General features: G+C 63.3%; 9 protein-coding genes. All 9 read right to left on the bottom strand.

Going from position 1 to position 11523, the window contains the following annotated elements:
• Positions 1–14 precede the first annotated feature (14 nt).
• The 9 genes from FFI94_RS02085 to FFI94_RS02045 are packed head-to-tail and all read right to left on the bottom strand — an operon-like array spanning position 15 to position 11518.
• Entirely contained in the window at positions 15–1673 is a 1659-nt protein-coding gene (locus tag FFI94_RS02085; protein WP_138871527.1) for an AMP-binding protein, read from the bottom strand.
• A 10-nt stretch (positions 1674–1683) separates the two neighbouring features.
• Positions 1684–2607 carry an SDR family NAD(P)-dependent oxidoreductase gene (locus FFI94_RS02080; protein WP_138871526.1) on the bottom strand — a complete coding sequence of 308 codons (924 nt, stop codon included), beginning with the start codon at positions 2605–2607 and terminating at the stop codon, positions 1684–1686.
• 57 nt (positions 2608–2664) lie between these two features.
• A complete protein-coding gene (locus FFI94_RS02075; protein ID WP_138871525.1) occupies positions 2665–3735 on the bottom strand; it encodes an NADP-dependent oxidoreductase in 1071 nt (356 codons plus the stop codon).
• Positions 3732–4853 (bottom strand): acyl-CoA dehydrogenase family protein, encoded by a 1122-nt coding sequence (locus FFI94_RS02070; protein WP_138871524.1) that lies wholly within the window; start codon positions 4851–4853, stop codon positions 3732–3734. The genes FFI94_RS02075 and FFI94_RS02070 overlap by 4 nt, the downstream gene beginning before the upstream one ends.
• A gap of 1 nt (position 4854) precedes the next feature.
• Positions 4855–6060, bottom strand: coding sequence for an acyl-CoA dehydrogenase family protein (locus FFI94_RS02065; RefSeq protein WP_138871523.1), 1206 nt, complete (start codon positions 6058–6060; stop codon positions 4855–4857).
• Between the two features lie 23 nt (positions 6061–6083).
• Positions 6084–8291 carry an acyl-CoA dehydrogenase gene (locus tag FFI94_RS02060; RefSeq protein ID WP_138871522.1) on the bottom strand — a complete coding sequence of 736 codons (2208 nt, stop codon included), beginning with the start codon at positions 8289–8291 and terminating at the stop codon, positions 6084–6086.
• Between the two features lie 35 nt (positions 8292–8326).
• Positions 8327–9457 carry a steroid 3-ketoacyl-CoA thiolase gene (locus FFI94_RS02055; RefSeq protein WP_138871521.1) on the bottom strand — a complete coding sequence of 377 codons (1131 nt, stop codon included), beginning with the start codon at positions 9455–9457 and terminating at the stop codon, positions 8327–8329.
• Positions 9454–10308, bottom strand: a complete 855-nt coding sequence (locus FFI94_RS02050) for an SDR family NAD(P)-dependent oxidoreductase (RefSeq protein WP_138871520.1) — start codon at positions 10306–10308, stop codon at positions 9454–9456. Before FFI94_RS02050 ends, FFI94_RS02055 begins: the two co-directional genes overlap by 4 nt.
• 1 nt (position 10309) lies before the next feature.
• Entirely contained in the window at positions 10310–11518 is a 1209-nt protein-coding gene (locus tag FFI94_RS02045) for a DegT/DnrJ/EryC1/StrS aminotransferase family protein (protein WP_138871519.1), read from the bottom strand.
• Positions 11519–11523 lie beyond the last annotated feature (5 nt).

Raw genomic sequence — 11523 nt, 5'->3', positions numbered from 1 at the left:
AGGCGCACAGCACGCTAGCTCGGTAACATCGCCAACCGGCCGTGTGTGCGAAATTCCGCCTCGATGGCGTCGCGCCCGGCATCGTCGAGTAGGACGTACTCACGGGTTCTTCCCACCCTGGTGTACACGGAATCGTCTGTGGCCCAGGCGGTGCGACGCAACGGAGTCTTGTTGACCTTGTTGCTTCCGGTCAGGGGCATCCGATCGATGACGCGAACGAACCGTGGCCACCACTTTGCGCCCATGTCGGGCTGTTCGCCGAGGAAATCGCCGAAGCTCTTCGGGTCGAAGTTCACGCCGTCTTCCATCTCCACCACAACCATGACCTGATCGCCGGTCCGCGGATCCGGCACCGCAAAGATCGGGGCGGCAGACACTCCCGGAACCCGCTGCAAGACACGCTCAACCGGTGCGGCCGAGAAGTTCTCGCTGTCCACGCGCAACCAGTCGGAAGACCGTCCGGCAAAGTAGAAGTAGCCGTCCGCATCGCGGTAGGCCAGGTCGCCGGACCAGAAATCGGCGCCCTTGACACGATCAGCCATCGCCCCGGGGTTCTTGTAGTACCCCTCGAACGTGTGGGCCAGGCCGATTGCCACCATCTCACCGATCGCTTCGGCATTGATCAGACGACCGTCTCTGTCGAATTCCGCCGGCGGGCATTCGACGCCGGTTGCTTCGTCGAGGACCCGGATGTCAAGGCCATTCTGCGGAACACCGAGAGAGTCCTTGGGCGTCTGTGGTGTGCGCCCGATCCGGAACACCCCTTCACTGAGCCCGTAGCCCTCCATCACCGTGCACCCGTACCGCTCGGAGAATTTCCGGACGTCGGTTTCCGACGCTTCGGTCCCGAAGGCCAACTCCAGCGTGCTGTGCGCATCCCGCGGATCTTCGGGGCTGCTCAACGTGTACGACAGCGCCCGGCCGACGTAGTTGACGTACGTGACACCGTAGCGATGAATGTCCGGACCGAACTTGCTGGCCGAGAACTTCCTTGTCATCGCAACCGTCGCGCCGACGCACATCGCCGGAGCCAGGTTGAGCATCACCGCGTTGCCGTGGAAGAGCGGCATGCACAGGTACGTCACCGAATCTCGCCGCATCGACACCCGATCGACCATGGCTGCGGTCAACCGCGCCAACCGACCCTGCCCGACGATCACGGCCTTCGGGGCTCCCGTCGAACCGGAGCTGAAGAGCAGCAACGCTTTTTCTTCCGGTGCCGGCACAGTCTCCGGCAGTGGTGCTCCGCGGAACGGTGCCAGGAACTCGGCATAGTCGGGGCTGTCGATGTTCAGGATGCGCTCGGGCGGCAGACCGTGGCCCGTACCGTCGACAAGATGTGCCAAGGCATTCTCGGTGATGACGATGTCCACGTCCCCGTGTCTGATGTCGTGTGCCAGCTCCGCGCCACTTCGACTGGCGTTGATACCGACTACGGCCGCACCCGCCAAAGGTCCGGCGCCGAGCCAGAATACGAAGTCCGGGACATTCTCGAGCAAGACGCCAACATGAATCTGGCGGTCGTTCGGCCGCGGTACCAGGGACGTCAATGCCGCTGCGCGATCGGCACTTTCCTGCACGACCTCACGCCACGACCACGAATTATCCTCGTACCGAAGACCAATCTTGTCGTCCTCGGCGCGGATTCGAATGATTTCTGCGTACGTGTCCACGTCAAGCTCCTTACTTCAGCAGTTCGGCCGGCACGGCGGCCGGTGGGTTGAAGGTGAGGTAGTGCCCCGGGAAACCGTCCGCGTCGAGATCATCCGGCTGCCAACCGTCCAGCAGTCCGCTGCCGTCGAGTGCGCGAACCGAGCGTCCGAATTCCTTCAGCAGCGGCAGGCTGAACGCCACTCGGCCGGTTACCTCGGACGGATCGGCCGTACAGAGCAGCAGTGCCGCTTCGGCCATCGTGTCCTCGGGTTCGGACGGCCATCCCGGAACCGCCGCGGCAGCGTGCTCGGTTGCGACGCCGCGATTGGGGGCAAGGGAATTCACGGCGATATTGTCGGCGTGCAACTCCATCGCGGATCCCGTGCTGATGCGGTCGAGCATCGCCTTCGTTCCGCCGTACAAGACCGAACCGGCCAGTGGATGCGGCGCAAAAGGCGGCCCGACGCGTGGCCCGGCCTGCCGGGACGAGATGTTGACGATCCACCCAGCGCCGTTCGCGCGCATGCTCGGGATGACCGCCTTCATCAGGTCCCAGGTGTTCCACACGTTCGTTTCGACGGAGTCGTAGAACCACTCGCGCGGCATGTCCGCAAAAAGTGTCTCGTAGCGCCGAGACGCAGCCACGTTGTTGACGAGGATGCTCACCGGTCGTCCGAAGCTGTCCTCGATCCTGGCGATCAGGGCGGCGCGATCGAGTTCGGGATCCCCCAGATCGACAGCAAAGCTCTGTGCCGTTCCCCCTGCCGCAGTGATCAATTCGACGGTTTCCTCGAGCGAGCCTTGGAGGCTTCCGTCGCCCGCCCGCAATGTGCGCGAGACCGCTGCAACGGGTATTCCCTCTGCTGCAATGCGTCTCGCGATCGCCCGGCCGATTCCTCGGCTGGCTCCCGTGACAACCGCGAGGCCTGTCGACGTGGTGCTGTCATTTGTCATGCGATACACCTTCCATTTCCCCGACCACCGTGTCGGGCTGGGTTCCTTGACGCGCCGCTACCGCAGAATGTGTGGCGCCGGACCGAGTTGCACGAGTTGACGGCCACGGCTGCGGCCCGTCAGAACGTTGGCCAACGCCTGCGGAGCATTTGCCAACCCGTCTACGACGTCTTCGCGGTAGCGCAACCGCTGTGCGTCGAGTTGTTCGATTGCCCACTCGCGGTAGCGCGGATAATGCTCGTAATGGTCATACACCACAAAGCCTTGAATTTTCAGGCGTTTACGAAGAACGGGGCGCAGTGGTGGGCCGAAGTCGGCTTCGGCACCGTTGTACTCACTTGCCATGCCGCACACGACAACCTGCCCGAAGTTGTTGAGCTGCTCGAACACTGCGGCCAGCGTCTCACCGCCGACGTTGTCGAAGTACAGGTCGACACCATTCGGGCAGGTCCTCGCCAATCCCGCCGCGATCGTCTCGTTCGTCCGATCGATGCACTCGGAAAACCCGAGCTCGTTCACGACATAGGCGACCTTGTCACCACTTGCTATTCCGACGACGCGAGCGCCGGCCAGCGCGGCCAGTTGTCCGGCCACCATCCCGACGGCGCCGCCGGCGGCCGAGATCACCACCGTCATACCGGCTTCGAGCGTCGACGCGAAGTGCAGTCCGCAGTACGCCACGAATCCCGGCCTACCGAGTACCCCCAGTTCCGCTTCCAAGCGAAATCCCGAACGCGGCTCCAACAAGTCCAGAAACTCGCCTCGAACCGTGTGAAAAATCTGCCACGTATTTCCGCCACGGACCAAGTCGCCCGGCGCAAAATCCGGGTGACGCGACGCGACAACCTCACCCACCAACGCACCGTCGAGTCCGGCCTGAGGCGGACTCACGCCCGCCAGCACGATGTCGCCGATCCCGGCCACCGCGCCGAGCGGACCAGGCCGCCCGTCGGCGGCGGGTAGCCGCCGACGGGCGCTGGGGTCGATAGCCAGGTAGCAAGCCCGGAACAGCACTTCACCGTCTCGCGGCTGCCGAACCGAAACCTTCTCGACCGAAAAGTCCTCTGCCTGTGGAAGTCCCTGCGGTGCGCGCAGCACGCGCACCGCCAGGTTCTCCCGCATGCTCATACAGGTGCGCCGATCGAAGCACCCTTCTCCAGGACATTGCCCAGTTCCATCCCGATCGTGCCTGCGCTCCCCAGAGAGAAGGCGATCTGACGCCCCCACAGGAAGTAGCGATGGATCGGGTAGTCGACATCTGCGCCGATTCCGCCGTGCAGATGCTGAGTTGCCTGAACTACCCGAAGTCCGCCGCGCGATGCCCACCACTTGGCAACCAGCGCAGCGGCTTCCGCTTCGCTCTCCACTCCGGTGTCCATCAGCCAGGCTGCACGGTGCGTGGTCAGCCGGATGCTCTCCGTGTCGAGATACGCGTCGGCGGCCCGGACGGAGACGGCCTGGTTGGTGGAGATCGGTCGACCGAACTGGATGCGCTCCGACGTGTACTTCGCTGTCATGGCCAGCGCCTCTTCGCACACACCAACAGCCAAGGCTGCCAGAGCAACCCGCGCTCGGCGCAGCGTCCACTCGTAAACGGCAGTGCCGTCGCCGGGCAGAACGTCCCCGGCACTGACGGTAGCGCCGTCGAACTGCACCGCGCTGTTACTTTCACGGTTCGTCACATTCAGGGTGGTGCGCACGAGTCGTTCGGTCGGGACGATCATCACGTTCGTTCCGCCGTCCGGCATGGCCACCGGAACAACCAGTGCGTCGGCAACATCAGCAGCGGACACCGAATCGACGGTTCCGCGCAGAGTCCATCCGTCACCCGTTGCCTCGGCCCGCACGGGCAGGTTGGTTCCGTGGCCGATGTCGAATGCGCCCGCGACAATCACGGAACCGTCGAGCAGGCCGGGAAGCCACGACGCTTTCTGCTCCGCACTGCCGAACTCGGCTATCGGCAGCGCCGCTGTCGCGACGACCGACCACAACGGCACCTGCGCGACGCGTCGGCCCTGCTGCTCGAGAACGGCAGCGAGCCCGAGCATTCCGAGACCTGCTCCACCCACCTCTTCGGGGAGGGCGATTCCGAGAACATCGGAGTCGGCCAACAGCTTCCACAAGTCCGCGTCGAAACCGCCGGCGCTCTCGACCTCACGTAGTCGGTCGACCCCGGATTTTGCAGCGAAGATCGATTCACTCAGATCCCGCACTGCGGACAGGTTGTCGTCGAATTCGAATTCCATGTCAGCTCTTCTCGTTCTGTGCAGCGGGCCGGCGGCGGGCAGCAAGCGCCATACCCAGGCACTTCGCTGCGACAATTTCACGCATGACTTCGTTGGTGCCACCACCGAAGGTGTTGTTCTGAGCGCGTCGGCCCAGGTTCTCGACGCGGCCCTCGAGCACCGCACCTGGCGTTCCCGGACGCAACAATCCCTTGGCACCGAGCACTTCCTGCAGCATTCCGTACGTGTTCACGACGGCTTCGGTGCCGAAGATCTTGGCGGCAGCGGAATCACCGCCGCCCAGGGTGTTCGCGGCAACGTCGGCAACCAGTCGCAGGTTCATCAGATCGGCCGCACTGAGCAGCGCGTAGATCTCTGCGAGCTTCTCGCGAACCCACGGAATGTCGTAGACGTGGCCGTCACCGGCAGGTTCTGCCTTTGCCCACTCGACCACCTCGGCGAAGAGCTCGTTGGCGATACCACCGCGGGCTGCCAAGGCAACCCGCTCGTGGTTGAGCTGGTTGGTGATGAGCTTCCAACCCTGATTGAGTTCACCGACAACGTTGGTGAGCGGCACCCGCACATCTTCGTAATAGGTTGCCGAGGTGCTGATTCCGCCCACGGTGTGAATTTCGGTCACGGAGAATCCGGGTGCGCTAGTCGGTACCAGTACCACCGAAATGCCCTGATGCGTCGGTGCATCCGGATCGGTGCGCACGGCCAGCCAGACCCAGTCGGCAAAGACGCCGGCGCTCGTGAAGATCTTGTTGCCGTTGATGACAAGCTCGTCGCCCTCGATGCGAGCTCGCGTTTCGAGAGCAGCGAGGTCGGTACCGGCGTTGGGCTCGGTGTAGCCGATGGCAAAGATCAACTCGCCGGCCAGAATCGGACGCAGGAAGAAGTCCTTCTGCGCCTGCGTTCCGTGCTTGATCAGCGCGGGACCAACGGTGTTCAGTGTGACCAGTGACAGCGGCGCATTGGCGCGAATCACCTCGTCGTAGAACACGTACAGAGCTTCGGGGTTCTCACCCCGGCCGCCGAATTCCTCCGGCCACCCCAGGCCCAACCAGCCGTCCTTGCCCATCTGGCGCAGGATGCGATCGAAGACGGGACCGCCCTCGGTCTGGTCGACCAGCGCGCGGCGATCCTCGTCGTTGATGATTTCCGCGAAGTACGTGCGCAATTCCTTGCGCAGAGTCTTCGACTCCTCTGACAAATCCAGGTACATGGTGAAACTCCTCGAGAAGGAAGCTAAGAGCGCGGCAGGCCGAGAACGCGCTGCGCGATGACATTGAGTTGAATTTCGACGGTTCCGCCGCCGAACAGAATCGATGGCAGACCGATGTGGTCGATGCCGTAATCGGCGCGGGGATCGACCACTGCCGCACGTGGTCCCAACAGACGGAGCAGATCTCGCGAACCCTCGCGCTGGGCCAGTGCGTTGTACACCTTGGAGACGCTGATCTCGGCTCCGGGTTCTTGACCGGCCAGCCGAGCAGAAACACCGCGCAAGTTCATGGCGGAGAGTGCCAGTTCGCGAGAAATACTGCGTCCCAGCCCTTCCACGGCATCCTCGCGTGAGCAGTCGTGGCTGCCATCGGCGATAACCTGGCGGAACTGATCACTCGAACCGTGATGCAGATGGGAACCCATGCTCAGACGTTCGTTCGACAGTGTGGTCGCTGCAAGCTTCCAGCCCTGTCCCGGTTCGGCAACCAGGCACTCGTCCGGGACGAACACGTCGTCCAGGAACACCTCGTTGAACTCCGACTTACCCGTTGACTGCTTGAGCGGCCGAACGTCGATGCCCGCCGATGTCATGTCGACCAGGAAGTACGACAACCCGCGGTGTTTCGGAGCATCCGCGTCGGTACGAGCGAGGCAGACGCCCCAATCCGCCTCGTGCGCACCCGAGTTCCATACCTTCTGCCCTGAAATGACCCAGCCGCCGTCGACCTTGCGTGCCTTGGTGCTCAGTCCGGCCAGGTCGGAGCCGGCTCCGGGCTCGCTGAAGAGTTGGCACCAGATGATGTCTGCGCGCAGAGTCGGATCGACGAACCTGTCCTGCTGCTCGGCGTTGCCGTGCTCGAGAATTGTCGGAAGCACCCATTCGCCGATCACTGTGGACGGTTGCGCCCATCCACGCGTGGCGAACTCGTGGGCGATGACTGCCTGTTCCTGGGGACCTGCGCCCAAACCGTAGGGTTCGCGGTAATGCGGGGCAACCAGTTTTGCCTCGGCAAAACGAGCACGCCTGGCACTTCCCTTGGCCGGAGCCCAACTCGCGTTGGTGGTTCCGTCGTCCGGCAGCAGTTCGACGTCGGCAAATACCCGACGTACTTCCGCCCGCAATTCCGGCAGCATGTCGGGATCGACGAACGAGAAGTCGCGAACCGAGTCCGCCGAGCGCTCACCCAGTGTGTGTGCCCACCTCTCCTCAGCTCCGACCACAGCCGCGATGCTGAGTGCGCGACGCCAGTACAGATGCGCGTCGTGCTCCCAGGTGAAGCCGACGCCGCCGAGCAGCGTGACACATTCGAGCGCGTTCTCGATCCCGATCGGCAATGCCGCCAGCGCCGCCTGGGCGGAAACAAGCGTCTGCTGATTTACGTCGTGGTCTTCGGACCGTGCTGCGTCCCATGCTGCTGCACAAGCAATTTCGGAACGAACCAGCATCATGGCCGCTTTGTGCTGCACTGCCTGGAAGCTACCGACCGGGCTACCGAACTGAACACGAGTCTTGACGTACTCGACCGCTGTGCGCAGCGCCCACGCGGCCAGTCCACTGGCCTCCGCGGCGTACACGGTATTGACGATCAACTCGACCCGATGCGGCAACAGAGATTCCACGATCTCCGCGTCCGGCACCTGATGCTCGGTCAGCGTCAGCGTGCCGACGGAGCGTGTCAGGTCGATTCCGTCCTCGACCGCGACTGCCGCGGTGGCTGCCGGCGCAAGCCGAAACCACAGTGGGCCTTCGCTGCTACGAGCCTGTACGAGAACAACATCTGCACCTGGCAGACCCAGGGCGGGGTCGGCTGTACCACTGACAGTCCACCCGGCGGCCGAGCGCTCCGCAACCAGCGAACCGCTGCAGACGGCACCGGTTGCACCATTTCCCAACTCGCCCAGCATCGTTGCCGCCGCGCTGCCGGAACCGGTTGCCAGGATTCCGCCTGCGACGACAGTCGGAACATACGATCCGGGATAGAGCGCCATTCCCAATTGCTCGACTACCACCGCAAGTTCTGCGAGCCCCGCGCCGTCACCACCGTATTCCTCCGGCAGATGCACCGCATGCAAACCCTGGCTGACCAACGCCTTCCAGGAATCCGGCTGTTCACCGGCGGCATAGCGCGCGAAATTGGCTCGGGTATCAGAAATTCCGCTGTTGCGGGCCGCAAATGCGGCTACCGCTTCGGCGAGATCACGGTGGTCTTCGAGCAGGGACAGTGCCATGACGGGTTCCTCAATCTTCGGTTTCTACTTAGGCGTCAGATACGTTCGAGAATCAGGCAGGTGGTGGCGGCCGACGCGCAGATCGCAATGAGAGCGATGGACTTGTCGCGTCGTTCCAATTCGTCGATCGCATTGGCCAGCAGACGAATACCGGTTGCCCCGGCCGGGTGACCGAGCGCAATGGCTCCACCGTTGACGTTCAGCAAGTCGGGGTCGACGCCGTGTACTTGTGCAAAGGACATGGGCACGGAGGCAAACGCTTCGTTGACCTCGAAGAGATCGATATCGGCGATCGTCAAGCCTGTGCGTTCCAACACGATGGACGCTGCGTCCACGGGACCGTCGAGCATGAACTCGGTGTCGCCGCCGATGACGCACTGCGCCAGAATCCGCGCCCGCGGGCGCACGCCCAGCGCCTCAGCGCGAGTTGCCGACATCAGCAGTGCCGCACTCGCACCGTCCGAGACCTGCGAAGACGTTCCAGCGGTGTGTAGTCCACCCTCTTGAACGGTGCGCAGTTTCGCGAGACCTTCCAGGCTCGACTCACGAAGTCCCTGATCTCGGTGAACCACCACATCCGAGTCCGGGGTCGACACGTCGATGATGTGCGAGTCGAATCGGCCGGCGTCCCACGCTGCCGCGGCCCGCTGCTGCGAGCGCAACCCGAAGGCATCAAGATCCTCGCGGCTGAAACCACGTTTGACGGCAATACGGTCTGCTGCGGTGTACTGATCGACGGTATCGAGTGACCACGACTCCGGCCGCGGCGTTCCGAGGCCGGTACCCACCTTGTAGGTGAGCGGTGCCCGCGACATCAGTTCCACACCGCAGGCAACGCCCACGTCGACGGCGCCGATGGCGATCTGACCCGCCATCAACTGCACCGACTGCTGCGCTGTTCCGCACTGAGCGTCGATCGTGGTGCAACCCGCCTTCAGGGGAAGGCCGGCATGCATCCAGGATGTGCGAACGATATTGCCGAACTGTTCGCCGAGCGGCGTGACACAGCCGCCGATGACCTGGTCAACCGCATTCGGATCGACTCCCACCCGATCCAGGACACCGGACTGCGCATATCCCAACAGTTCGGCCGCATGGACTCCGGACAGCCAACCCTCACGCTTACCGAACGGCGTTCGTGCTGCGTCCACGATGACGGGCTTCATGCCAACTCCTCGGTTCGTAATGCTGCTGTCTCCGGTAATGCTGTGCCGTCCAGACCACGCACGGTCAGGGCCCATTCGTCGATCAGGTTCAAGCTGACGCACGAGCGAGCAGTGAACTCGGTGTCGCAATCACACAGCGCGGTGACCGCTTCCACCATTTCTTCCATAGATTCGACCTGATCCGGCCGGATAGTCTCACCGACCAGGACTCTTGCGCCCTCACTGAGCACCGCTGCCCGCGGTTGAACCGTGTTGACGCGCACCCCCTGGCCGTAGAGTTCCACGCCCATGCCATTGCTCATCCTGTTGAGCGCTGCTTTGGACGCGCCGTACACGGTCATGGCAGTTCCCGGTTCGACCCACGTGAACGGCGGGCCCTGCCACGGTTTGACGGTGCCACTGGACACGTTCACGATCCAGCCGTATCCGTTTGCCACCATCCCCGGCACCACGGCTTGCATCAGATCCAGCGGTGCGTGGACATTAGCCTCGAACATCAGACGTCGCCGACGCAGTGGGTAATCCGACAGCGGTTGATAGATCGCTGCTGCCGCGTTGTTCACCAGGATGTCGATCGTCCCGCCGAGCTTCTCGATTGCCGCCGGCACAACGGTGTCGCGCTGCTGCTCGTCCGTCAGATCCGCAACAATGATCTCGACCTTGTTTCCGTACTTCGCAATTCGAGCGGCCGTTTCCTCGAGACTGCCAGGCAGGGTTGCGTGTGCACCGAGCGTCCGGGCCACGAGAGCGACGTCAGCGCCTTCCGCTGCCAGCCTCTCTGCAACGCCTGCACCGATTCCGCGGCTGGAACCGGTGACAAGCGCTCGGCGTCCTTCGAAGCGATCGGTCATGCTACTTCCACTTCGAGGCAAAACGATTGATGCTCTCCGCAATCCGAACAACTTCGTCGTCGCGCAGGCCATGGCTCATGCCGAGCGTCATGCCGCGGGCGAAAACCGCGTCGGCTTCCGGCAGTCCTTCGGCCGGCTGACGGTACTCGATGTTGTTCATCATCGGGTGACGAGTGACGTTGCCGCTCCACACGGTTCGTGTGTCGATGCCGTCGGCCTCGATGGCTTCCTGCATGTCGCTGCGCGTGAAGGGTGCGTCTTCGTTGATCATCACCGGGTAGCACAGCCAGGCGGTGTCGAGCCCGTCGAGTTCCACGGGTGTCGTGAAGAATTCGGGGTGCGCGCCGTATGCCGCGGTGAAGGCCGCAAACGTGGCCTTACGTGTCTTGTAGTTGTCTTCCAGCTTGTCGAGCTGGACGACGCCGTAGGCTGCGCCGAGCTCGGAGGGCTCGAAGTTCCACGACATGAGCTCGAAGATGAAATCGTTGTCGTAGTCGACCCCGTCGAGTTCTTCACGAAAGACCCGGCCGGACTTGTTGCTGCCGAACAGGTTCGGCTCGCTACGACGGCCCCAGCGACGGAGCAGCAGAGCCTTGTCGCGGCTGGCTTCGTCGTCGACGCACACCATCCCGCCGGTTCCCGCACACGTGATGATGTGTGCCATCGAAAAACTGGTGACGACGATGTCCGCGCGCGAGCCCGTCGGAGTGCCGCGGAGCGTGGCGCCGATCGCGTCACACGAATCTTCGATCACCTTGAGTCCGTGGCGGTCTGCGATGTCACGAATGACATCCCAGTCCGGGCAGTTGCCTGCCAGGTTCGGGATCAGGATGGCACCGGTCTTCTCGGTGACCATGGCCTCGATCTTGGTGACGTCGACGTTGAAGGTGTTGGGTTCGACGTCCACGAACACCGGCACGAGGCCGGCTCGCACGATCGGGGCGATGTCGGTGGAGAACGTCAACGGCGATGTGATGACCTCGCTACCGGCGGGGAGTCCGAGCAGCTCGACTGCCAAGTACAGACCCGAGGAGCCCGAGTTGCACATGACGCCGAACTTCTTGCCCGCCAGGGCTGCAATGCGTTCTTCCATCTCGAAGACGTTCTTGCCGATACGCAAGCCCTGGTGGCCGCTTCGCAAGACGTCGACTACTGCCTGGATTTCCTCTTCACCGTGGGTAGCCCGCGCGTAGGTGATCCGATCACTCATGTGTT

The organism is Rhodococcus sp. KBS0724, assembly GCF_005938745.2.
GTDB lineage: Bacteria > Actinomycetota > Actinomycetes > Mycobacteriales > Mycobacteriaceae > Rhodococcus_F.
Note: the sequence above shows the minus strand (reverse complement) of the source record. Positions and strands in the feature narration are given on the sequence as shown.

Coding starts and splice junctions, on each gene's coding strand:
- FFI94_RS02080 (WP_138871526.1), bottom strand. CDS start 2,607: ATGACAAATGACAGCACCACGTCGACAGGCCTCGCGGTTGTCACGGGA.
- FFI94_RS02065 (WP_138871523.1), bottom strand. CDS start 6,060: ATGTACCTGGATTTGTCAGAGGAGTCGAAGACTCTGCGCAAGGAATTG.
- FFI94_RS02075 (WP_138871525.1), bottom strand. CDS start 3,735: ATGAGCATGCGGGAGAACCTGGCGGTGCGCGTGCTGCGCGCACCGCAG.
- FFI94_RS02050 (WP_138871520.1), bottom strand. CDS start 10,308: ATGACCGATCGCTTCGAAGGACGCCGAGCGCTTGTCACCGGTTCCAGC.
- FFI94_RS02070 (WP_138871524.1), bottom strand. CDS start 4,853: ATGGAATTCGAATTCGACGACAACCTGTCCGCAGTGCGGGATCTGAGT.
- FFI94_RS02055 (WP_138871521.1), bottom strand. CDS start 9,457: ATGAAGCCCGTCATCGTGGACGCAGCACGAACGCCGTTCGGTAAGCGT.
- FFI94_RS02045 (WP_138871519.1), bottom strand. CDS start 11,518: ATGAGTGATCGGATCACCTACGCGCGGGCTACCCACGGTGAAGAGGAA.
- FFI94_RS02060 (WP_138871522.1), bottom strand. CDS start 8,291: ATGGCACTGTCCCTGCTCGAAGACCACCGTGATCTCGCCGAAGCGGTA.